Here is a 23,224-nt window from a genome sequence, read left to right on the forward strand (position 1 = left end):
GCCGGGGTTGCGGTTCAGTCGGCCCGCAGCCCCTGCGCCTGGAACTGTTTGCGCACCCGTTCCACCAGCTCGCGCGACGGCGGCTCGGTGTCGGTCAGCATGTATTTGCGTCCCAACGCCTTCCATTTGTGCTCGCCCATCTTGTGGAAGGGCAGCACGTCGACCCGGTCGACCACGCCCAGCCCGGCGACGAACTCCGCCAGCCCATCGATCTCGGCCGCGTCGTCGGTCAGGTTGGGGACCAGCACATAGCGCAGCCAGATGCGCTTGTTCAGCCCGGCCAGCCGTTCGGCGAACTCCAGCGTCGGGCGAAGCGGAACGCCGGTCAGATGGCGGTAGGTCTTCTCGGAAAAGGCCTTGATGTCGAGCAGGACGAGGTCGACGTCCTCCAGCAGATGGTCGTCGGCATGGTTGCCGAGGAAGCCGGAGGTGTCGAGCGCGGTGTGCAGCCCCAGCGCCTTCGCCCCGCGCAGGATGGCGGCGGTGAATTCCGGCTGCACCAGCGGCTCGCCGCCGCTCAGCGTCAATCCGCCATGGGCGCGTTGCAGGAAGGTGGCGTAGAGCGCGATGTCGTCGAGGACTTCGGTCGAGGTCGTCCGCGTCCCGTCATGCATGTGCTGGGTGTCGGGGTTGTGGCAGTAGAGGCAGCGCAGCGGGCACCCCGACATGAACAGCACATAGCGGATCCCCGGCCCGTCCACCGTGCCGCCGGTCTCGACCGAATGGATCCAGCCGGAAACGGAGCCGGGGCGGGCTTGGGGGAGGGGGGGTGTCATAACCGATCCAATGTTAAAACTTTGCGCTCCGCGGTGTGCCCTCTCCCGTCCCGGGAGAGGGAGGGGACCCACGAAGTGGGGAGGGTGAGGGGTAGCACAAGGATCGGAAATCCATGTCTGGATAACCCCTCACCCTTCCCACCGCTCCGCGGCGGGCCCCTTCCCTCTCCCAGGGCGGGAGAGGGAGTTACGCCGCCCTCACACTCAATGCTTGTCGTGGAACGTCCGGCTGATGACGTCGAGCTGCTGCTCGCGCGTCAGCTTGATGAAGTTCACGGCATAGCCGGACACCCGGATGGTCAGCTGCGGATACAGCTCCGGATGGTCCATGGCGTGCAGCAGCGTCTCGCGGTCGAAGACGTTGACGTTGATGTGGTGACCACCCTGGGCGGCATAGCCGTCCAGCATGCCGACCAGATTGCTCACCCGCTCGTCTTCGGTCCGGCCGAGAGCGCCGGGGACGATGGTGAAGGTGTAGCTGATGCCGTCCTGCGCATGGGCGTAGGGCAGCTTCGCCACGCTGGCCATCGACGCGATGGCGCCCTTCTTGTCCCGCCCGTGCATCGGGTTGGCGCCCGGCGCGAAGGGCTGACCGGCCTTGCGGCCGTCCGGCGTGTTGCCGGTCTTCTTGCCATAGACCACGTTGGAGGTGATCGTCAGCACCGACTGGGTCGGCATGGCGTTGCGGTAGGGCTTCTGCTTGCGCAGCGCCGTCATGAAGCGCTCGACCGCCCACACCGCGATGTCGTCGACCCGGGCGTCGTTGTTGCCGAAGGCCGGATAGTCGCCGTCGATCTCGAAATCGGAGGCGAGGCCGTTGGCGTCGCGGATCACCTTCACCTTGGCATGCTTGATCGCCGACAGGCTGTCGGCCACCACGCTGAGGCCGGCGATGCCGCAGGCCATGGTGCGCAGGATGTCGCGGTCGTGGAACGCCATCTCCATCCGCTCGTACATGTACTTGTCGTGCATGTAGTGGATGGCGTTCAGCGCGTTCATGTAGACCTTGGCCAGCCACTCCATCATCGGTTCGAAGCGGGCCATGACCTCGTCATAGTCCAGCACGTCGCCGGTGATGGGCGCGTAGGCCGGGGCGATCTGCTCGCCCGAAACCTCGTCCTTGCCGCCGTTGATGGCATACATCAGCGTCTTGGCCAGATTGGCGCGGGCGCCGAAGAACTGCATCTGCTTGCCGATGCGCATGGCCGACACGCAGCAGGCGATGCCGTAATCGTCGCCCCAATAGCCGCGCATCAAATCGTCGCTCTCGTACTGGACCGAGCAGGTCTTGATCGAGGTGTCGGCGCAGAAGCGCTTGAAGCCGTCCGGCAGCTTCTCCGACCACAGCACCGTCAGGTTCGGTTCCGGCGCCGGGCCCAGGTTGTGCAGGGTCTGCAGCATGCGGAAGTTGGTCTTGCTGACCAGCGTCCGGCCGTCCAGCCCCATGCCGCCCAGGCATTCCGTCACCCAGGTCGGGTCGCCCGAGAACAGCTGGTCGTATTCCGGCGTGCGCAGGAAGCGGACCAGACGCAGCTTCATGACGAAATGGTCGATCATCTCCTGGGCTTCCGCCTCGGTGATGACGCCGTCCTTGAGGTCGCGCTCGACGTAGATGTCGAGGAAGCTGGACACCCGGCCCAGCGACATGGCGGCACCGTTGGCTTCCTTGACCGCCGCCAGATAGGCCAGATAGGTCCACTGCACGGCTTCCCGCGCGGAGGCGGCCGGGCGCTTGACGTCGAAGCCGTAGGAGGCGGCCATCTCGACCAGCTCCTTCAGCGCGCGGATCTGCTCGGAGATCTCCTCGCGCAGGTGCAGCACGTCCTCGTCGATCCGGCTGACTTCCAGCGAGGCCAGCTGGGCCTTCTTGTCCTTGATCAGGAAATCGGCGCCGTACAGCGCCAGCCGGCGATAGTCGCCGATGATGCGGCCACGGCCATAGGCGTCGGGCAGGCCGGTGATGACGCCGGACTTGCGGCAGCGCAGCATCTCGGGCGTGTAGACATCGAACACGCCGTCATTGTGCGTCTTGCGCAGGACCGGGAATACCTCCTCCAGCTTCGGCGACGGGGTGTAGCCATAGGCCTCCAGCCCGGTCTTGACCATGCGCCAGCCGCCGAACGGCATGATGGCGCGCTTCAGCGGCTTGTCGGTCTGCAGGCCGACGATCACTTCCAGCTCGCGGTCGATATAGCCGGCGGCGTGCGAGGTGATCGAAGCGAAGACTTCGGTGTCGGCGTCCAGAACGCCGCCCTTGGCGGCGCGTTCCTGCTTCAGCAGGTCGGTGACCTTGGCGAACAGCGCGGTGGTGCGGGCGGTGGGACCGGCGACGAAGCCCGCGTCCCCTTCATAGGGGGTCAGGTTGCGCTGGATGAAATCGCGGACGTCGACCGAGCGGCGCCAGACGCCCGGGGCGAAGCCGCGCCAGGGGTCGGCGGCGGACTGCTGCTCCGTGGCCTGGGCAAGTCCGTCCATCAGCAGGGTGTCCATGATGACTCCTCAGAGATATAGCCGTCGGCGCGGGTCAATGGCCGTGTCGGCGGTCTCGTGGTGCCCGCGAACCGCGCGGGACGATTGGAAGCATAGGCGCAATCGGCGCCGGATTCGTTGATACACGTCATATTTTCAGACCGGGCGCGGGGCGGTCGATGCGATGACCGATGCCGTGCGTTGCGCCCGCTCTGTAGTTTTACTACATACTCCCGGACGGGCTTCCGGACAAGGCGGACAGGCCCGGCATTTTGTCGCAGGGCAGGGCTGGAGCGGTTGGAAACGCTCGGAAGGGAGAGGCCGCGCCCGCGACGGAATCGGTCGTTCGCAGCGCTGTATATGTAGTTTTGCTACATGTGCTAGGCTGACCCGAAATCAGAAGGGAGCGTCCCCCACATGCTGGCGAGAATCGCCGCCGTCCGCGACCAGATCCGGCCTTCGGAACGCAAGCTGGCCGACTATGCGATAGCCCATCCGGGCGACGTCATCAACCTGTCCATGGCCGAACTGGCCGACCGGGTCGGGGTGAGCGAGCCGACGGTGGCGCGCTTCTGCGCGGCGCTGGGCTGCCGCGGCTTCCGGGAATTCAAGATCAAGCTGGCGCAGGACATCGCCGGCGGCATGCCGTTCCTGCACCAGGACCTGTCGGTGGGCGGGGATCTCGATGCGGATGGGGGCGTGCCGGGGGCCGTGCTGGCCGGCAAGCTGTTCGACCGCACCATCGCCACGCTGATGCAGGTGCGCAACAACCTGCCGGCCGACGCGGTGGACCGCGCCGCCGACGTGCTGGCCTCGGCCCGGCGGATCGAGTTCTACGGCTCCGGCAACTCTGGCACGGTGGCGGAGGACATCCAGCGCAAGTTCTTCCGGCTGGGCATGCCGACCGTCGCCTACTCCGACTCCCACGTCTATTTCGCCTCGGCCCTGACCCTGGCGAAGGGCGATGCCGTGGTTGCGGTGTCCAGCACCGGCCGCACCCGCGACATCCTCGATGCCGTGCAGAACGCCCGCAAGGCCGGGGCCGACGTGGTGGCCCTGACCCGCTCCGGGTCGCCGCTCGCCGACATGGCGACGGTCAGCCTCGTCGCCGACGTGGCCGACGATTTCGACATCCACTCGCCGATGACCGTGCGCATCGCCCATCTGGTGCTGGGCGACATCCTGTCCATCGCCGTCGCCCTGCGCATGGGCGACACGCTTCAAGAGCGGCTGAAGCGCCACGACCGTGCCGTGGATGCCCATGTGTCGGAGCGTTAGGCGGCAACGCAGTCCAAGCGGCAGGGGGATAGTTAAGACAGGTCAGAGGTTTTTGCGGACCGGAGCCGCAAGCCGGGCAATTCGACAAAAACCCCGAAAAAGGATGGAAGTCCTATAAGCTGTGGCAGGTCGAACCCGTTCACGGAGGCCCGCCATGCCGCTCGACAGTCAGGCCGCCGCCGATTGGGCCGGTTCGCCCGAACGGATGGAACGACAGCCGGGGAACTGTCTCACGCCGTTCCACCGTCCCGGCGAGGCCCTGTCGCAACCGGGGGCAGAGCCCGATAGGACGCGGTGCGACATGGAACGACAGGCGGGGTCCTGTTCCACGCTGTTCCACCGTCCCGGCTGGAGTCTGTCCCGGGCGGGCAACGGCCCGGGTATGGAACGGACGCCGGAAACCTGTTTCACACCGTTCCATCCCCAGGCCTGGACGGCCATCGCATCACCTGCCCGGCAGCTTCGCCCCTTCGCGGGCATAGACCTGGATCGGCCGGCAATCCTCGTCGAGCGTCACCACCAGCGAGCCCGGCTGGTCCTTCAGATACACCCAGGCATCCCAGCGGACGATCTTGTCGCGGTATTCGTCGCGATAGATGCCGTAATTCACGCCGCGGACGTTGCTCGCGGGCAGGCCAATGCCGGTCAGCACCGCGGCGGTCTGCGGGTTGCAGTCGTTGGTCACGTTGCTGTTGATGACCGAAAGCAGCGCCGGATCGGGCTGCGCCACCGGCGGCGGCGAGAGGGTGGAGGCGCAGGCGGAGACCAGCATCGTCAGCGCACCGGCTGCGGCGAAAGCCACGAAGTTCGGCGTTTTCATCGGGAAGGCACCATCCGTTTTCTTCGTCTTATCGGAAATATGGGTGCGGTTGCGCCGGCGTCGATTGCACGTTCGGCAAGTCTCCTGCGTCACGTTCGCCGACCTGCCGCCATCGCGGCGCGCGGCTCTTGCCTCTCGCCTGCCTTTGGCGCAAGAGGGACGCGAGAATGTCCCTGCACCGTTCACGCTGTGGAGTGCGAAGCCCCATGACGATTGACCAGAGCGCCGCCATCCAGACCGCCGCCCCCTTCACCCCCACCTGCGACCTGTTCGACCGCTTCAAGGACGACGCCCGCTATGTCCTGCCGGGCTTCCGCGACTTCGGCGCCGTCACCCGCTTCACCGGTGCGGTCGTCACCGTGAAGTGCCTGGAGGACAATTCCCGCGTCAAGGAACTGCTGGCAACCCCCGGCGCCGGCCGTGTTCTGGTGGTGGACGGCGCCGGCAGCCTGCGCTGCGCCCTGATGGGCGACATGATCGCCGCGTCGGCGGTGAAGAACGGCTGGGCCGGCGTGGTGATCTGGGGCTGCGTCCGCGACGTGGCCGAACTGGCGTCCCTGCCGCTCGGCATCAAGGCGCTGGCGTCGATCCCGCGGGCCTCCACCCGCCGCGACCAGGGGCTGGTCGACGTGGCCGTAGACCTGCCGGGCGCCGCCGTCCGGCCGGGCGACATCCTGTTTGCCGACGAGGACGGCATCGTGCTGCTGACGCCGGAGCAGGCGGCCGCGCTGAAGTAAAGCGGGGAAGACGAAGTGGTCATACCAAGCGCCGGTAATACCAGTGCAAAAAGAATGGCAGCTTCGTCCTGTCCGCTTCACGTAAGCGGGGCGCCCCCTTGCACTTTCATTTAAGCAGGCATATAAACCCGACCTGAGTTCAAGCGGGCCGTCTCACGGTTCCCATCCAAGGGCCGGCCTTTCATTTATGAGGAACCCTGCCGTGCTCGAAGCCTACCGCCAGCACGCGGCCGAACGCGCCGCCCTCGGAATCCCGGCCCTGCCCCTGACCGCGAAGCAGACGTCGGAGCTGATCGACCTGCTGAAGGCCCCGCCGGCTGGTGAGGAGGCCTTCCTTCTCGACCTCATCACCCACCGCGTTCCGGCCGGCGTCGACGATGCCGCCCGCGTCAAGGCCGGCTTCCTGGCCGCCGTCGCCAAGGGCGCCGACAGCTCGCCGCTGATCTCCAAGGTCAAGGCCACCGAACTGCTGGGCACCATGCTCGGCGGCTTCAACGTCCAGCCGATGATCGACCTGCTGTCGGACGCCGAGTGCGGCAGCGCCGCGGCGGAAGGCCTGAAGAAGACCCTGCTGGTCTTCGACTTCTTCCACGACGTCAAGGAACTGGCCGACAAGGGCAACGCCAACGCCAAGTTGGTGCTGCAGTCCTGGGCCGATGCCGAGTGGTTCACCTCGCGTCCGGAAGTCCCGGCGTCGATGACGCTGACCGTCTTCAAGGTGTCGGGCGAGACCAACACCGACGACCTGTCGCCGGCCCCCGACGCCTGGAGCCGCCCGGACATCCCGCTGCACGCGCTCGCCATGCTGAAGAACCCGCGCCCAGGCATCGAGGCCGACGAGGCGGGCCAGCGCGGTCCGACCAAGCAGCTGGCCGAGCTGCAGAAGAAGGGCAACCTGATCGCCTATGTCGGCGACGTGGTCGGCACCGGCTCCTCGCGCAAATCCGCCACCAACTCGGTGCTGTGGTTCACCGGCGAGGACATCCCGTTTGTCCCGAACAAGCGGTTCGGCGGCGTCTGCCTCGGCACCAAGATCGCCCCGATCTTCTTCAACACCATGGAAGACGCCGGCGCCCTGCCCATCGAACTCGACGTCAACAAGATGGAGATGGGCGACGTCATCGAGCTGCGCCCCTATGAAGGCAAGGCGCTGAAGAACGGCGAGGTCATCGCCGAATTCACCGTGCGCTCCGAGGTGATCTTCGACGAGGTGCGTGCCGGCGGCCGCATCCCGCTGATCATCGGCCGCGGCCTGACCGCGCGGGCCCGCGAGGCGCTCGGCCTGCCGGCGTCGGAGCTGTTCCGCCAGCCGGCCTCCCCGGCCGACACCGGCAAGGGCTATACCCTGGCCCAGAAGATGGTCGGCCGCGCCTGCGGTCTGCCGGAAGGCAAGGGCGTCCGTCCGGGCACCTATTGCGAGCCGAAGATGACGACGGTGGGGTCGCAGGACACCACCGGCCCGATGACCCGCGACGAGCTGAAGGACTTGGCCTGCCTGGGCTTTTCGGCCGATCTGGTCATGCAGTCCTTCTGCCACACCGCCGCCTATCCGAAGCTGGTGGACGTCAAGACCCACCACGAGCTTCCGGACTTCATCTCCACCCGCGGCGGTGTGGCCCTGCGTCCGGGCGACGGCGTCATCCACTCCTGGCTGAACCGCCTGCTGCTGCCGGACACCGTCGGCACCGGCGGCGACAGCCACACCCGCTTCCCGATCGGCATCAGCTTCCCGGCCGGTTCCGGTCTGGTCGCCTTCGCCGCCGCCACCGGCGTCATGCCGCTGGACATGCCGGAATCGGTGCTGGTCCGCTTCAAGGGCGAGATGCAGCCGGGCGTCACCCTGCGTGACCTCGTCAACGCCATCCCGCTCTACGCGATCAAGGCCGGCCTGCTGACGGTCGAAAAGAAGGGCAAGAAGAACATCTTCTCCGGCCGCGTGCTGGAGATCGAAGGTCTGCCGGACCTGAAGGTCGAGCAGGCGTTCGAGCTGACCGACGCCTCGGCCGAGCGTTCGGCGGCGGGCTGCACCGTGCTCCTGAACAAGGAGCCGATCATCGAGTACATGACCTCCAACATCACGCTGATGAAGTGGATGATCGCCAACGGGTACGCCGATGCGCGCACCCTGGAGCGCCGCATCAAGGCGATGGAGGCGTGGATCGCCGATCCGCAACTGCTGCGTCCCGACGCCGACGCCGACTATGCCGCGGTGATCGAGATCGATCTGGCCGACATCAAGGAGCCGATCCTGGCCTGCCCGAACGATCCGGACGACGTGAAGACGCTGTCCGAGGTCGCCGGCGACAAGATCGACGAGGTGTTCATCGGCTCCTGCATGACCAACATCGGCCACTTCCGCGCCGCCGGTAAGATCCTCAACGGGAACTCGGACATCCCGACCCGCCTGTGGATCGCCCCGCCGACGAAGATGGACGCGATGATGCTGACCGAGGAGGGCTACTACGCCACCCTCGGCAAGGCCGGCGCCCGCATGGAGATGCCCGGCTGCAGCTTGTGCATGGGCAACCAGGCGCAGGTCCGCAAGGGCTCGACCGCCGTCTCGACTTCGACCCGCAACTTCCCGAACCGTCTGGGCATCGACACCCGAGTCTACCTGTCGTCGGCCGAACTGGCCGCCGTCGCGGCGCTGCTGGGCAAGATCCCGACCACCGAGGAGTATCTGGCGCAGGTCGGCGTGGTGAACAAGTCGGCTGGCGACATCTACCGCTACATGAACTTCGACCAGATCCCGGCCTTCCAGGAAGTTGCGGACAAGGTCGCCGTTCCGGCCTGATGGCCGCAAGCAGCAGTCGGTAAAGGAAACCCCCGCCGGAGCGATCCGGCGGGGGTTTTTCTTGCCGGCATTGAAGAAAGTAGAGGTTAGGGCGCGCGATAGGCGCTTCGGTCCTCTGCGCGGGCCGGCTTTTCCAGATAAATGCCCTGCCGTGGGATGGCGATGTTGTCGAACTCGTCGGCGAGGCGATGGAGGGCGGCGCGCATCTCGGCTCCCTGCATCGGCTCGCCGTGTCCGGTGATGACCAGTTCGGGGTCCAAGGCCGCCAGCCGGGCGACCGACTCCCGGGCCTTATCCCATTCGACGGTGAAGTACATTGGCGGGCCGTGCATCTCCGCCCGCTGCACCGCGACGGCATAGGCCGATTCCTGCCCCGTGGTGACAAAGGCGTCGCCGACGATCATCGAGCGGTCCCGCTCCCGCCAGAAGGAGACATGGCCGACGCTGTGCCCCGGCGTGTGGATCCAGCGCCAGCCCGGCATTTCCGGCACCGACCCGTCCTCAGGCAAGGCACGCAGGCGCGACCCGACATCCACCGGCTTGCGCGGGTAGAAGCGGGCCAGCGCCGCCATCGCGCCGCCGCCGACCGACGGGTCGCCGGGCGGGTAGGCGGCCCGACCGTTCAAATAGGGGTGCTCCAGCGGGTGGGCGTAGACCGGAGCGTCCCATTCCTCCGCCAGATCCTCCAAAACCCCGACATGGTCGAAATGGCCATGGGTCAGGACGATGGCGGCGGGTCTGGCATCACGGCCGAACCGTTCCGTCGCGGCGGCGCGGATGAAGCCCTTGGTGCCCGGCAACCCCGCATCGATCAGCACCCAGCCGCGGTCGCCGGCTCCCGGCGGTCCCCAGAACACCACATTGACGATGCCGAGCCGCCGATAGGCGAGGTCGGGTGCGATCTCGTGCGTGTGGTCGTTGCGCAGCGCGTCGAGCGCCGGATCGATTGCGCTGCTGTCCTCCGACAAGGGAATCTGCGAGGCCATGGCTGTCACTCTCCCACCTATGTCCTTGGACAACAGCAGGGGGCTGCAGTTGTCCTGTTTTCCGGCTTCACATTGCCCAATCTGGCGATGGCGGCGAACGGTCGCGGTTCTTGTCGGAGCGCTGCGAAACCCATGATCGCGCTTTCAAAATCCTGTCGTATCGGTCAGAAAAGGAAACATGCCGTGGCCGGCGGAGATGGTCCGGCACAAAATGGTCATCCTGGGAGAACCAATCATGCGTCTCACCGTCCTTTCCTTCGTCAGCGCGACGGCACTGCTGGCCGGCTTCGGCACGGCGCAGGCCGACATCGTGATCGGCCTGGGCACGGCAACGACCGGCCCGGTCGCGGCGCTGGGCGAGCAGTCGGTGTACGGAGCCAAGCAGGCGGTCGCGGACATCAACGCCAAGGGCGGCGTGCTGGGGCAGAAGCTGGTGCTGAAGGTGGGCGACGATGCCTGCGACCCGCGTCAGGCGGTGGCCGTCGCCAACCAGTTCGTGCGCGAGAAGGTGACGGCGGTGGTCGGCCATCTCTGCTCCGGCGCCAGCATCCCGGCGGCCGACGTCTACCAGGAGGAAGGCGTGGTGATGGTCACCCCGACCGCCACCAACCCGCTGCTGACCGCCAAGGGCCATCCCAACATCTTCCGCGTCTGCGGCCGCGACGACCAGCAGGGCGTGGTTGCCGGCACCTATCTGGCCCAGACCTTCAAGGGCAAGAACGTCGCGGTGCTGGACGACAAGCAGGCCTACGGCAAGGGGTTGGCCGACGTCGTGGTGGAAACGCTGGAGAAGGCCGGCGGCAAGGTGGCCTATCGCGGGTCGGTCACGGCGGGTGAAAAGGACTTCTCGGCGCTGATCACCAGCCTGAAGGACAAGAACATCGATGCCGTCTACTATGGCGGCTACCATCCGGAACTGGGCCTGATCGTCCGTCAGGCGCAGGAACAGGGGATGAAGCCGCAGTTCATCGCCGGCGACGGGCTCAACAACCAGGAATACTGGTCGATCACCGGCCCGGCCGGCGAGGGCACGCTCTACACCGACAGCGCCTCGGCGGCCAGCGATCCGAAGGCGCAGGAGCTGATCGCCTCCTTCAAGAAGGCCGGCCTGCCGGAACCGGGCAACTTCGCCTTCTACAGCTATGCCGCGGTCCAGGTGATCGCCGAAGGGCTCCAGAAGGCCGGCAGCACGGACAGCGGGAAGCTGGCGAAGACCCTGCATTCCGGCAGCTATGACACCGTCGTCGGTTCGGTGGAGTTCGACAAGAAGGGCGACATTACCAAGCCGAACTACGTCATGTATGTCTGGAACAACGGTCAGCCCAAGATGGTGGCCCAGAAGTAACCAGGGCAGGGAGCCGGCCCGCCATCATGCGTGGGCCGGCTCTTCTATTTCCAAAATGTCCGAAGATATCATGTATTTTTTGATGAAGTCTTGGACGGGCATCGGGCGTCCGAAGTAATAGCCCTGGAAAACCGCGCAGCCGCGATCCTCCAGAAAGTCCCGCTCGGCCGCGGTTTCCACCCCTTCCGCCACAACCTTCAGGCCAAGGCGGCTGGCAATCGACAGCATCGTTTCCACCAGAACCGCATTGTGGCTGTTGCTGTCGACATCCTGGACGAAGGAGCGGTCGATCTTGATTTCCCGCACCGGCAACTGCTTCAGGTAGGACAGCGACGAAAAGCCGGTGCCGAAATCGTCCAGCGAGAAGGAGATGCCGAGAGCGGCAAGCTCCGACATCTTGGCGACGGTGTCGGCGCAGTCGCCGACCGCGATGCCTTCGGTGATCTCCAGCATAAGGCGGCGCGGGTCGGTCCGGGTGGCGCGCAGAGCGGCGATGACGCCGGCGCTAAAATTCGGCTGACGGAACTGGCGCGGGCTGATGTTGACCGACAGGTGGCAGTCGCTGCCGGCATCGGCCAGACGGCGAAGCACATGGCAGGCCTCCATCAGGACCCAATCGCCGATCGGCAGGATCAGGCCGGACTCCTCCGCCGCCGCGATGAAGGCGCCCGGGGCGACGAAGCCGCGTTGTGGATGCCGCCAGCGGATCAGCGCTTCCGCCGCCACCAGCATGCCGTCGGCGCGGGTCTGCGGTTGCAGGAACAGGGCGAATTCCCCGGCATCGACCGCCTTGCGCAGATCCTGCAACAGCAGCAGGCGGGCCTGGGCCTCGACCAGCATGGCGGGATCATAGTCGCGGATTGTGTTCCGACCGCCATCCTTGGCGGCATACATGGCGGTGTCCGCCTGTTTCAGCAGATCCTCCACCGACTCGTCCGGCGTCTTGGGGAAGACGGTCAGGCCGATGCTGGCGAAGATGCTGTGCTCGCAGCAGTCGAGTTGGAAGGGCTGGGCCACCGCCAGCCGGAGCTTTTCCGCGACCCGCGAAGCGATGGCCGTCGCCTCTTCCAGCGTGGCGCCGAGGTCGGCCAGCAGGATGACGAATTCGTCGCCGCTCAGCCGGCAGACCAGATCGCCCTTGCGCAGGGTGGCGTTGAGCCGCGCCGCCAGTTCGCGCAGCAGCATGTCGCCGACGATGTGGCCGCGGGCGTCGTTCAGCCCCTTGAAGTCGTCCAGATCGAGGAACATCAGCGCACCGCAGCGTGCGCCCAGCCGGGCCGCCCGCAGATGGACGTCGAGATGCTCCATCAGCAGGCGCCGGTTCGGCAGGTTGGTCAGCGGGTCGTAGAAGGCAAGATTTTCGATCTGCCGCTCCGCCTGCTTCCGCTCGGTGACGTCCATCACCACGGTCAGATAGCCGCGGACCGCGCCGCCGCTGTCGCGCAGCACGCTGGTGACGGTGGAAATCGAGATGCGGGCGCCGCCCTTGCGCACTCCGGTCCATTCGCCGGCCTCGGGCCGGCCGCTGCACCGGGTGTGGGCGACCAGCGCCGCGAAATCCGCCTTGACCGGACGGTCGAGTTCGATGGACAGCCCGTCGGCGTGGACGCGCAGTTCGTCCGGGTCATAGAGGCGCGGCAGGTCGGGGCTGCCGATCATCTCCGCCGCGGGGTAGCCGAAGATACGTTCCGCCTCGCGGTTGAAGACACGGACGACGCCGTCCAGCGTGGTGGCGATGATGCCGCAGGCGGCGCTTTCGAGGATGCCGGTGTTCAGCGACAGGCTGTCCTTCAGCGCCTCGCGGCTGGCATAGGTCTCTGTCACATCCTGGAAGACCATGACGACGCCGTGCAGCGTGCCGTCCCGGTCGCGGATGGGCGAGGCCATGTCGGCGATGTGGCTGCGGGTTCCATCGCACGCCACCAGAACGGTGTGGTTGGCAAGGCCGACCATGTCGCCGTTCTTCAGCACCTGCTCGACCGGCACCGGCACCCGCTGCCCCGTCTCCGCATTCTCGATGTCGAACACCTCGGTCACCGGCCGGCCGGCGGCCTCGCCCAAGGTCCAGCCGGTCAGCCGCTCCGCCACCGGGTTCATCAGGCTGACGCGGCCGGCGGTGTCGGTCGCGATCAGCCCGTCGCCGATGGACAGCAGGGTGACGCGGGCCTGCTCCTTTTCCCGCCAGAGGTCGCGCTCCGACTGGTGCAGGGCGTCATAGGGGTGATGCACCGCAGTCACGAACACCGCGCGGTACAGATACCAGTAGCCGATGACCTTGTAGACGTGGCCTGCCATGTTCGCGAGATCGTAGACGCTGAGGTAAAGCGTAAAGCACAGCTCGCTGATCGCGATGGCGATGGCGGCGATCACCATGCGGTGGACGTCGAGGGTGAGCGCGGTGCGCCGGCGACGGTAGAAGATCACTGCGGTCCCGGCATAGAGAAGGACCAGCAGATATTCGGCCGCAACCTTCAGCGGTGTCAGCCCTTCCCCGTCCACATAGGTGCGCGGCAACAGGTCGGGGTGCCACAGCACCGCCCAGAAGATCGCGGCGCACGACAGCAGCACCCCGACGACCAGCGGATAGCGCAAGGCCGCCGAGTTCCCCGCTTCAGCCGTCCAGGGAAGGACGGCCGCCATCAGCAGGGCCAGCGCCGCCATCAGCCGGGCGCCGAGCCAGAAGGCGATGGCCTTTTCCGGGCCGGCCGGCGTCACGAAGTCGGGCATGCCGGTAAAGGACAACAGATGCCCGAAATCGAGCAGCGCCACGCCGAGGAAGCAGGTGGAAAGAACCAGCAGGGCCCGCGGGGTGTCATCGTTCCGGGAGTGCCAGCCGATGGCGAAGATCAGGGTGGCGACTGAGATGGCGAAGGTTTCAAAGAAGGTGTGCAGCGGCAGGTAATGGGCCAACTTCACAGAGCCCGGTACACGGGCGCCCTGAAGCACGAGCAGAAAGGGAACGGAGAGGGTAACGAGCATGCCGATGGCACCGGGTGGCCTGGCACGGCCTTGCACCGTCCCCGTCTGTTTTGGGACTGTTGCGGTCATTTCGCTCCCCCCGGCCACTGGATCGGTCACTCGCCCCCGCCGACCTTGTACCTCTTTTGCGTATATTAGAGCTTAACGGCATTAGGGGTCCATACGCGGACAACCCCTACCGAACCGGACGCTTGGAACACCGTGAAACAGATTTCGGGTGCTGTTCCACTGTTCAACGCATCCGGGCCGCGTGGAGATGGGCCGCGTGGAGATGGGCCGTGTGGAGATAGGGCGGGTGGGGATCGCGAAGAGCTTGCGGAGAACGTGCATGGCGGCTTCTCCGGAAAAGGGGAGGCGTGCGCATTGTATCCCATTGGTCGGAGCGCATGTCGGCACTTACAAAAAACGGGCAGCAAGACTCTGATCTGATTGAGAAATTTCCGGACTCGGCGCCCAGGGTTTGACGCCTCAGGTCCGACGCGGCGCAATCAAGAGGGACGGCGCGTCAGGTCGATTGCCCCGCGGTGCCGCCAACCTCTATCCTCGACCGGGTCGAGCCTGTCGACCACGCTTGATAAGGAATGCCGCATGTTCATCGCGATGAACCGTTTCAAGGTCCGCCATGGGGCCGAGCAGGAATTCGAGGAGGTCTGGCTGAACCGCGAGGTGCATCTGCACAAGGTGCCGGGCTTCGTCGAATTCCACATGCTGCGCGGGCCCGACCGGGACGATCACCGACTCTACTCCTCTCACACGGTTTGGGAGTCCGAAGGCGCTTTCCAAGGCTGGACGCGGTCGGAGGCGTTCCGCAACGCCCATGGCAATGCCGGCGCCCGCAAGCCGCTTTATGTCGGGCCGCCGGAATTCGAAGGGTTCGAGGTCATCCAGACCGTGCCGCGCGATCCGAACGCCTGAACGAAACAAGCCTCAATTGTCGGGAGGAAGACCCATGCTGGATTTGGTGATCGAGCAGCGCCGCAAAAGCCTTGGCGGTTTCGAGGTGGGGCGGGTTCTGCCCTTCGTCCAACGGCGGATGGTCGGCCCCTTCGTCTTCTTCGACCATATGGGGCCGGTCGGTTTCCAGCCGGGCCTTCCCCGCGACGTCGATGTGCGTCCCCACCCGCACATCGGCCTGTCCACCGTGACCTACCTGTTCGAGGGCGAGATCATGCACCGCGACAGCGTGGGCTCCGAACAGCCGATCCGGCCGGGCGAGGTGAACTGGATGACCGCCGGGCGCGGCATCACCCATTCCGAACGCTTCGAGCGTGCCCGGAAGGAAGGCGGGACGATGCACGGCATCCAGGCCTGGGTCGCGCTGCCCGAAGCCGATGAGGAGACCGACCCGGCCTTTGCCCATTACGGCACCGGCGACCTGCCGCTGTTCGAGGAGGGCGGCGTGCGCGGCCGGCTGGTGGCGGGCGAGGCGTTCGGCGCCAGGGCTGGGGTGAAGACCCATTCGCCGCTGTTCTACATCCATTGGGATCTCACCCCCGGCGCCCGCGTCGCCTTGCCGGAGGACGGATGGCAGCGCGCGGCCTATGTGGTGGCGGGCGCTGTGGAGGCGGAGGGGCAGCGGTTCGAGGCTGGGCGGATGATCGTCTTCGCGCCTGGCCATCCGGCGGAACTGACCGCCGCGACGCCGGCCATCGTGATGGCGGTCGGCGGCGAGCCGCTGGGGCAGCGCTTCATCGACTGGAACTTCGTGTCCTCGTCGAAGGAGCGGATCGAGCAGGCAAAGGCGGACTGGCGGGCCGGGCGGATGAAGCTGCCGGACCTCGACAACGGCGAGTTCATCCCGCTGCCGGAGATGCCGAAGCAGCCGGCGAATCCGATGTCGTGAGGGGGAACCCAATTCTCCCTCGCCCCCTGGGGAGAGGGGCGGGGTGAGGGGGAGGCATGGGGAGGATTCTCGGGTACGGCACGCAGTGCGCCCCCCTCACCCTAACCCTCTCCCCGGGGGGAAGAGGGGACTAAGGGGCGGGAGAGGGCGATCTGGGGTCAGACGTGGAAGCTCTCGCCGCAGCCGCAGCGGCCCTTCTCGTTCGGATTCTTGAAGACGAAGCCGGTCTGGAACTTGTCGTCGACATAGTCCATCTCGCTGCCGATCAGGAACATGACGGCGGCGGGGTCGATCAGGATGGTGACGCCCTTGTCCTCCACCACCTCGTCGAACTTCATCTTTTCCTTGGCATACTGAACGTCGTAGCTGAGGCCGGAGCAGCCGCGCGCCTTCACGCCGATGCGCAGGCCGACCATGTCGTCGGTGGCCTTGGACATCAGCGCCTTGACGCGCTCCGCGGCGGCGTCGGTGATCGTGAGCGCCTTGGGCAGGGGGCGGGCCATGGTGACGGTCTCCTAATGCGGCTCAGAACATATCCAGTTGCAGGCGGGCTTCCTCGGACATCATGCCCTGGTGCCACGGGGGCTCCCACACCAGCTCGATCTTGACCTCGTTGACGTCCTCGACGCCCAGCACGGCCTGACGGACCTGTTCGGGCAGTTCGCCGGCCACCGGACACATGGGGCTGGTCAGCGTCATATCAATCTCGACATTGCGCTGACCATCCATGTCCACACGGTAGATCAGCCCCAGTTCCCAGATGTCGACCGGGATTTCCGGGTCGTAGCAGGTCTTGATGGCCGCCACGACGCGATCCATGATCTCCTCCCGCGGGTCGTAGCCCTCGGGCGGCTGGGGCATCGGGGCGAAGTCCTTGGATTCCGGAGCCTCGCTTGCAGCGTCGGCCTTCAACTGCGCCTCGGCTTCGGCCGGATTGGGAGCCATCGGGCGCTGGGTCAGGGCTTCATCGGGCATGTCGATCCCCTTCCGTCAAAACTGGTCGCTGGAGGCCGAAGCCTCGCCGTGGAGTGCCGCGTTCATGGCGTGCCAGGCCAGGGTCGCGCACTTCACCCGCACCGGGAACTGGCGCACGCCGGACATCACCATCAGCTTTTCCATCGTCTCGTCGTCGACACCCTCGGGGATGTCGGGCTCGTCCTGGGTGCACAGCTCGTGGAAGGCGTGGAACAGCTTTTCCGCTTCCGCCGCCGTCTTGCCATGCACCAGCTCCGTCATCATCGAGGCGCTGGCGGTGGAGATGGCGCAGCCGCGGCCCTGGAAGGCCACGTCGTCGACCACCCCGTCCTTCAAGGTCAGATAGACCATGAAGCGGTCGCCGCACATCGGGTTCTCGCCCTTCGCCTCGCGGTTGGCGTCGTCGGGATGGCGGAAGTTGCGGGGATGCTTGCCATGGTCCAGGATCACTTCCTGATACAGCTCGCGCAGATCGTCCATCATGCTCCGAAGAACTCCTTGACCGCCTGGAGGGATTGGACGAGGGCGTCGGCTTCCTCCCGGGTGTTGTAGAGGCCGAAGGAGGCGCGGACGGTCGGTCCGACGCCGAACCGCTCGGCCAGCGGCTCGGCGCAATGGCGGCCGACGCGCACGGCGACGCCATACTGGTCGACGATGGTGCCGACGTCGTGCGGGTGCACACCCTCCAGCGCGAAGGAGACGATCGGCCCCTTGCCGGGCGCGGTGCCGACGATGCGCAGCCCGTCGATCTGCGACAGCTGCTGGGTGGCGTATTGCAGCAGGTCGTGCTCGTGCGCGGCGATGGCGTCGCGGCCGAGAGCCTCGACATAATCGATGGCGGCGCCCAGCCCGATCACCTCGGTGATCGGCGGCGTGCCGGCCTCGAAGCGCGACGGCGGCGCCTTGAAGGTGGTGCCGTCGAAGCTGACGCTCTCGATCATGTCGCCGCCGCCCTGGTAGGGCGGCATCTTCTTCAGGAGGTCGTACTTGCCGTAGAGCACGCCGAGGCCGGTCGGGCCGTAGAGCTTGTGCGCGGTGAAGACATAGAAGTCGGCATCGATGTCCTGCACGTCGACCGTGCCATGGACCACCGCCTGGCTGCCGTCGAACAGCACGGGCACGCCGCGCTCATGCGCCAGCCTGGCGATGGCCTTGGCCGGGGTGACGGTGCCCAGCACGTTGGAGCAGTGGGTGATCGCCACCAGCTTCGTGCGGTCGGACAGCAGGCTGCGGTAGGCGTCCATGTCGAGGACGCCGTCCTCGTCGCAGGGCACGACCTTGATGACGATCTTCTTCTCGGCCTGGAGCAGCTGCCACGGAACGATGTTCGCGTGATGCTCCATGATCGACAGGATGACCTCGTCGCCTTCGGTCAGGAAGGTGCGGCCATAGCTGGAGGCCACGAGGTTGATCGCCTCGGTCGAGCTGCGGGTGAAGACGATGCAGCGGTCGTTCGGCGCATTCAGGAAGCGCGCGACCTTGGTGCGCACCGCCTCGAACTGGTCGGTCGCGGTCTGCGACAGGAAATGGACGCCGCGGTGGATGTTGGAATAATCCTCCTCCAGGAAGCGGGTCATGGCCTGGATGACCTGACGCGGCTTCTGGGCGGACGCCCCGCTGTCCAGATAGACCAGCGGCTTGCCGGGCTTTCCCTTCCTGGCGTGGACGCTGCGGGCGAGGATGGGGAAATCCTCCCGCACCCGCTGCACGTCGTAGGCTTGGTTCAGGATGGCATCGGACATGGTTACTTCTGCTCCTCCAGCCAGCCGGCCACGATCCCCTGGAAGGCGTCGCGGATCGACTCTTCGGCGATTTCCCCAAGGGATTCCGACAGGAAGGCGCCGATCAGAAGGCCCTGGGCGGTGTCGCGGTCGATGCCGCGGGCGCGCAGGTAGAACAGCGCGTCGTCGTCCAGCTCACCCGCGGTGCAGCCATGGCTGCACTTCACGTCGTCGGCATGGATTTCCAGTTCCGGCTTGCTGTCGATCTCGGCCCCGTCGGACAGCAGCAGGGCGCGGTTCAACTGGTAGCCGTCGGTCTTCTGCGCGCCGGGGCAGACGGTGATCTTGCCCTGGAACACCGCACGGGCGGTGTCGTCGATGACGCCCTTGTAGACCTCGCGGCTGGTGCCGTTGGGCTGGGCGTGGACGATCAGCGTGGTGGTGTCGGCATGCTGGGTGCCGCGGACCAGATAGCCGCCGCTGACATGGGTGCGGGCGTCGGTGCCGTCGAGGCGGCTGACCACCTCGTTGCGCGACAGCTTCGCGCCCGTGGTCAGGATGAAGTTGTCGTAGCAGCCGCCGGTCGCCACCGTCGCCGCGATGTGCGACAGGTGGATGGCGCCGCCGCCGTCACGCTGCGACTTGTAATGGTGCAGGGTGGCGCCCTCGCCGACGAAGACCTCGGTGACGTGATTGGCCAGCGTGGTGCCGGTGCCGCGGCCGACATGATGTTCGACCACCACCGCCTTGGAGCCCGCTTCCGCGATCAGCAGGCTGCGCGGGTGGCAGGAGGTCGCCTGCACCTCCGACCCGACCGAGACGAAGACCAGCTCGATGGGGCGTTCGACCTGGACGCCGGCCGGCACATGCAGGACGGGACCGTCGGCGAGATAGGCGCTGTTCAGCGCCACCAGCGGACGGTCGTCCGCCGCGGCGAGACGGCCGATATGGTCGGCCAGCAGGTCGGTGTGGCTGGTCAGGGCAGCGGCGATGCTCAGCAGTTCCACGCCCGGCGGCAGGCCCTCGACCGACGACAGGTCGCCGCGGAAACGGCCGTCGACGAAGACCAGACGCGGACCGTCCTGCCCCTCGGCCCTCACGGTCGGCAGCAGGTCAATGGCCGCCGCCGCCGGGGCGGCCGGCTGGAAGCTGGTCTTGGCGAGGTCGCGCAGGTTGGTGTAGCGCCAGCTCTCGTTTTTGATCGTCGGCAGGCCGACGGCGGCGAAGCGCTCGCGGCCGACGGCGCGCAGATCGGTCAGCCAGGACAGGCCGCTGCCGGGCAGGCCGGCGCCGACCTGATCGAGCGGTGCCAGGAGGGCCGGCGCCGTCGCCGGATCGGCGCCGCGCGTCGAGTAGGTCATCGGATGGAGAGGAGAGTGGTTGGCCGTCATCACGCCGCCTCGCTCGCGCCGAAGTCGCGGTAGCCGTTCTTCTCCAACTCCAGCGCCAGTTCCTTGCCGCCCGACTTGACGATGCGGCCGGCGGCCAGCACATGGACATGATCGGGAACGATGTAGTCGAGCAGGCGCTGGTAGTGCGTGATGACCAGCATCGAGCGCTCCGGCGAGCGCAGGGCGTTGACGCCCTCGGCGACGATCTTCAGCGCGTCGATGTCGAGGCCGCTGTCGGTCTCGTCGAGGATGGCGAATTTCGGTTCCAGCACCGCCATCTGCAGCGTCTCGTTGCGCTTCTTCTCACCGCCGGAGAAGCCGACATTGACCGCGCGCTTCAGCATCTCGTCCGACATGCCGAGCGCCTTGGTCTTCTCGCGGATCAGCTTCAGGAACTGCATGGCGTCGAGTTCCTTCTCGCCGCGATGCTTGCGGATGGCGTTGATCGCGGTCTTCAGGAAGGTGGTGTTGCCGACGCCGGGGATTTCGACCGGATACTGGAAAGCCAGGAAGACGCCCTCGGCCGCCCGCTCTTCCGGCTCCATCGCCAGCAGGTCCTTGCCGTAATAGGTGACCGAGCCCTCAGTGACCTCGTAGCCGTCGCGGCCGGCCAGCACGTAGGACATGGTGCTCTTGCCGGCGCCGTTCGGCCCCATGATGGCATGGACCTCGCCCGGGCGGATGGTCAGGTCGACGCCCTTGAGGATTTCCTTGCCGTCCACGGTGGCGTGCAGGTTCTTGATTTCGATCATCGTCTTTGCCTCTTTGTCTTCTTCAGGCCGCCGGCACGCCGTCCGGTCTTCACGTTCTCTTCGGTGGGTGGGACGCGCCCTTAGCCCACGCTGCCTTCCAGGCTGATGCCCACCAGCTTCTGCGCCTCCACGGCGAATTCCATGGGGAGTTCCTTCAGGACCTCCTTGCAGAAGCCGTTGACGATCAGCGACACCGCGTCCTCTTCCGAGATGCCGCGCTGGCGGCAGTAGAACAGCTGGTCCTCGCTGATCTTGGCCGTCGTCGCCTCATGCTCGATGCGGGCGGAGCGGTTGCGGCTCTCGATGTAGGGAACCGTGTGGGCGCCGCACTGGTCGCCGATCAGCAGGCTGTCGCACTGGGTGTGGTTGCGCGCACCCTCCGCCTTCGGCAGGATCTTCACGAGGCCGCGGTAGGTCTGCTGCGCCTTGCCGGCCGAGATGCCCTTCGACACGATCGTCGAGCGGGTGTTCTTGCCGATGTGGATCATCTTGGTGCCGGTGTCGGCCTGCTGGAAGTTGTTGGTGATGGCGACCGAATAGAACTCGCCCACCGAATTGTCGCCCTGCAGGATGCAGCTCGGATACTTCCAGGTGATCGCCGAGCCGGTCTCGACCTGCGTCCAGGAGATCTTGGAGTTCTTGCCGCGGCAGGCGCCGCGCTTGGTGACGAAGTTGTAGATGCCGCCGACGCCTTCGGCATTGCCGGGGTACCAGTTCTGGACGGTCGAGTACTTGATCGTCGCGTCGTCCATCGCCACCAGCTCGACCACCGCGGCATGCAACTGGTTCTCGTCGCGCTGGGGCGCCGTGCAGCCTTCCAGATAGCTGACATAGGCGCCTTCGTCGGCGATGATCAGCGTCCGCTCGAACTGGCCGGTGTTGGCCTGGTTGATGCGGAAATATGTGGATAGCTCCATCGGGCAGCGCACGCCCTTGGGGATGTAGACGAAGCTGCCGTCGGTGAAGACCGCGCAGTTCAGCGTCGCATAGTAGTTGTCGGTGTAGGGCACCACCGAGCCGAGATACTTCTTCACCAGCTCCGGGTGCTTCTGCACCGCCTCGGAGATCGCGCAGAAGATGATGCCCATCTCCTCCAGCTTCGCCTTGAAGGTGGTGGCGACCGACACGCTGTCGAACACGGCGTCCACGGCGATGGCCGGGCTCTTGCCCTCCGACCCTTCGACGCCGGCCAGGATCTCCTGCTCACGCAGCGGGATGCCCAGCTTCTCGTAGGTCTTCAGCAGTTCGGGATCGACCTCGTCCAGCGATTTCGGCCCAGCCTTCTTCTTCGGCGCCGCATAGTAATGCGCGTCCTGATAGTCGATGGGCGGGAAGCTGACGGCGGCCCACTGCGGCTCCTCCATCGTCTGCCAGACGCGGAACGCCTTCAAGCGCCAGTCCAGCAGCCACTCCGGCTCCTCCTTCTTGGCGGAGATGAAGCGGACGATGTCCTCGTTCAGGCCCTTCGGCGCGACGTCGGCCTCGATGTCGGTCGTGAAGCCGTACTTGTACTTCTGCTCCGTGACGGCGCGGACCTGCTCGACGGTTTCCGGTTGGGCGGCCATGGCTTTGCCTCGTCCTTCTCAAGAATGCTGTTCGGTGCGCGCCGTTCAGTGCGCAGGGCGGGCCGGCTGGGCGGCTGTGGAATTCGTTGCGGCTGCCGGGGCCGGGAAGGTGATCGGGACCATCATGTCGGCCAGCGACACCTCCTCCAGCGCGTTGCGGATGGCGCGGTTCACCTTTTCCCAACCGCCGCGCATGGGGCAAAGTTGCTCCACCCCGCACTGGCTGTCGGCGCCGTCGACGCAGGCGGTCAGCGCGATGGGACCGTCGAGCGCCGTGATGATTTCCGCGATGGAGATTGCATCGGCCGGCCGGCTCAGCGCATAACCGCCGGCGGCACCGCGCTGCGAGGTGGTGAGCCCGGCCGGCGTCATCGCCTTCATCAGCTTGGCGACGGTGGGAGCGGGAACGCCGGTGCGGTCGGCAAGATGGGCGACGGTATGGACCGTGCCGACCTGGCGCGCCATCTCGCTCAGCACGACGATGGCATAGTCGGTCAGCTTGCTCAGCCGGATCATGCCCACACCCCGTTTCACCCCGGTTTCCAATACAGGACCAATTTAGTCCTGATTGCTCCGGGGAGCAAGGGGCGTTTGTCGATAAAAGTGCAGGATTTCCGCGGCTTTCGCGGGTTTGCATGGCTGATGTGCCGGCAATACCCGTCAACACCGCTTGGTTATAGCGTGGCGCTCGTCCCCAGGCTACAGCGAAGCCGCAGGTCGGGGGACGCGATGCGGCGGTTTGCCGCAGGGTGGCAAAAGACCCCCCAATGCGGAAAACCCCGCGCCGTGGGCG

The 23,224-nt window shown here is 66.3% G+C and carries 19 protein-coding genes; 6 read left to right on the forward strand and 13 right to left on the reverse strand.

Annotated elements, in window-relative coordinates; all coding sequences use genetic code 11:
• Window positions 1-14 precede the first annotated feature (14 nt).
• Both pflA and pflB read right to left on the reverse strand, forming a co-directional pair.
• A complete protein-coding gene (pflA, locus tag TSH64_RS33900) occupies window positions 15-776 on the reverse strand; it encodes a pyruvate formate-lyase-activating protein (protein ID WP_109451820.1) in 762 nt (253 codons plus the stop codon).
• 204 nt (window positions 777-980) lie between these two features.
• Entirely contained in the window at window positions 981-3,266 is a 2,286-nt protein-coding gene (gene pflB, locus TSH64_RS33905; protein WP_109451823.1) for a formate C-acetyltransferase, read from the reverse strand.
• Window positions 3,267-3,662: 396 nt separating this feature from the next.
• On the opposite strand from pflB, the gene TSH64_RS33910 reads away from it, so the two are divergent.
• The gene (locus TSH64_RS33910; RefSeq protein ID WP_109451825.1) at window positions 3,663-4,523 is read left to right on the forward strand and encodes a MurR/RpiR family transcriptional regulator; all 861 of its coding nucleotides are present in this window, start codon (window positions 3,663-3,665) and stop codon (window positions 4,521-4,523) included.
• Between the two features lie 445 nt (window positions 4,524-4,968).
• Here the strand turns inward: TSH64_RS33910 and TSH64_RS33915 are convergent, their stop codons facing one another.
• Window positions 4,969-5,343 (reverse strand): hypothetical protein, encoded by a 375-nt coding sequence (locus TSH64_RS33915; RefSeq protein ID WP_109451827.1) that lies wholly within the window; start codon window positions 5,341-5,343, stop codon window positions 4,969-4,971.
• 206 nt (window positions 5,344-5,549) lie between these two features.
• Between TSH64_RS33915 and rraA the strand changes: the two genes are divergently transcribed.
• Window positions 5,550-6,080 carry a ribonuclease E activity regulator RraA gene (gene rraA, locus TSH64_RS33920; RefSeq protein ID WP_109451829.1) on the forward strand — a complete coding sequence of 177 codons (531 nt, stop codon included), beginning with the start codon at window positions 5,550-5,552 and terminating at the stop codon, window positions 6,078-6,080.
• Between the two features lie 202 nt (window positions 6,081-6,282).
• The gene (gene acnB / locus TSH64_RS33925) at window positions 6,283-8,874 is read left to right on the forward strand and encodes a bifunctional aconitate hydratase 2/2-methylisocitrate dehydratase (protein WP_109451831.1); all 2,592 of its coding nucleotides are present in this window, start codon (window positions 6,283-6,285) and stop codon (window positions 8,872-8,874) included.
• Between the two features lie 86 nt (window positions 8,875-8,960).
• Here acnB and TSH64_RS33930 read toward each other — a convergent pair whose 3' ends face one another.
• Window positions 8,961-9,860, reverse strand: coding sequence for an MBL fold metallo-hydrolase (locus TSH64_RS33930; protein ID WP_109451833.1), 900 nt, complete (start codon window positions 9,858-9,860; stop codon window positions 8,961-8,963).
• Between the two features lie 235 nt (window positions 9,861-10,095).
• On the opposite strand from TSH64_RS33930, the gene TSH64_RS33935 reads away from it, so the two are divergent.
• A complete protein-coding gene (locus TSH64_RS33935; protein WP_109453316.1) occupies window positions 10,096-11,205 on the forward strand; it encodes a branched-chain amino acid ABC transporter substrate-binding protein in 1,110 nt (369 codons plus the stop codon).
• A gap of 24 nt (window positions 11,206-11,229) precedes the next feature.
• On the opposite strand, the gene TSH64_RS33940 is transcribed toward TSH64_RS33935, so the two are convergent.
• The gene (locus tag TSH64_RS33940; RefSeq protein WP_247873321.1) at window positions 11,230-14,184 is read right to left on the reverse strand and encodes an EAL domain-containing protein; all 2,955 of its coding nucleotides are present in this window, start codon (window positions 14,182-14,184) and stop codon (window positions 11,230-11,232) included.
• Window positions 14,185-14,772: 588 nt separating this feature from the next.
• On the opposite strand from TSH64_RS33940, the gene TSH64_RS33945 reads away from it, so the two are divergent.
• Window positions 14,773-15,099: an antibiotic biosynthesis monooxygenase gene (locus TSH64_RS33945; RefSeq protein WP_098738183.1), complete on the forward strand. Its 327-nt coding sequence runs from the start codon at window positions 14,773-14,775 to the stop codon at window positions 15,097-15,099.
• 34 nt (window positions 15,100-15,133) lie between these two features.
• Window positions 15,134-16,027: a pirin family protein gene (locus TSH64_RS33950; RefSeq protein ID WP_109451837.1), complete on the forward strand. Its 894-nt coding sequence runs from the start codon at window positions 15,134-15,136 to the stop codon at window positions 16,025-16,027.
• A 158-nt stretch (window positions 16,028-16,185) separates the two neighbouring features.
• On the opposite strand, the gene TSH64_RS33960 is transcribed toward TSH64_RS33950, so the two are convergent.
• The 8 genes from TSH64_RS33960 to TSH64_RS33995 all read right to left on the reverse strand — a co-directional run bounded on the left by TSH64_RS33960 (window position 16,186) and on the right by TSH64_RS33995 (window position 22,947).
• Window positions 16,186-16,530 carry an iron-sulfur cluster assembly accessory protein gene (locus TSH64_RS33960; protein WP_098738185.1) on the reverse strand — a complete coding sequence of 115 codons (345 nt, stop codon included), beginning with the start codon at window positions 16,528-16,530 and terminating at the stop codon, window positions 16,186-16,188.
• A gap of 22 nt (window positions 16,531-16,552) precedes the next feature.
• Entirely contained in the window at window positions 16,553-17,002 is a 450-nt protein-coding gene (locus TSH64_RS33965; RefSeq protein ID WP_109451839.1) for an iron-sulfur cluster assembly protein, read from the reverse strand.
• A gap of 15 nt (window positions 17,003-17,017) precedes the next feature.
• Window positions 17,018-17,485 carry a Fe-S cluster assembly sulfur transfer protein SufU gene (gene sufU / locus TSH64_RS33970; protein WP_098738187.1) on the reverse strand — a complete coding sequence of 156 codons (468 nt, stop codon included), beginning with the start codon at window positions 17,483-17,485 and terminating at the stop codon, window positions 17,018-17,020.
• On the reverse strand, window positions 17,482-18,744 hold the full coding sequence (locus tag TSH64_RS33975; RefSeq protein ID WP_109451841.1) for a cysteine desulfurase: 1,263 nt from the start codon (window positions 18,742-18,744) through the stop codon (window positions 17,482-17,484). Before TSH64_RS33975 ends, sufU begins: the two co-directional genes overlap by 4 nt.
• 2 nt (window positions 18,745-18,746) lie before the next feature.
• Window positions 18,747-20,114: a Fe-S cluster assembly protein SufD gene (gene sufD, locus TSH64_RS33980; protein WP_247873322.1), complete on the reverse strand. Its 1,368-nt coding sequence runs from the start codon at window positions 20,112-20,114 to the stop codon at window positions 18,747-18,749.
• Entirely contained in the window at window positions 20,114-20,866 is a 753-nt protein-coding gene (sufC, locus tag TSH64_RS33985) for a Fe-S cluster assembly ATPase SufC (protein ID WP_098738189.1), read from the reverse strand. The genes sufD and sufC overlap by 1 nt, the downstream gene beginning before the upstream one ends.
• Window positions 20,867-20,946: 80 nt before the next feature.
• Window positions 20,947-22,431, reverse strand: a complete 1,485-nt coding sequence (sufB, locus tag TSH64_RS33990; protein ID WP_109451843.1) for a Fe-S cluster assembly protein SufB — start codon at window positions 22,429-22,431, stop codon at window positions 20,947-20,949.
• Between the two features lie 45 nt (window positions 22,432-22,476).
• Complete coding sequence (locus TSH64_RS33995; protein ID WP_109451845.1) at window positions 22,477-22,947, reverse strand: SUF system Fe-S cluster assembly regulator; 471 nt, start codon at window positions 22,945-22,947, stop codon at window positions 22,477-22,479.
• Window positions 22,948-23,224: the final 277 nt, after the last annotated feature.

It is taken from the genome of Azospirillum sp. TSH64, from assembly GCF_003116035.1.
In the GTDB taxonomy this organism is placed as follows: Bacteria; Pseudomonadota; Alphaproteobacteria; order Azospirillales; family Azospirillaceae; genus Azospirillum.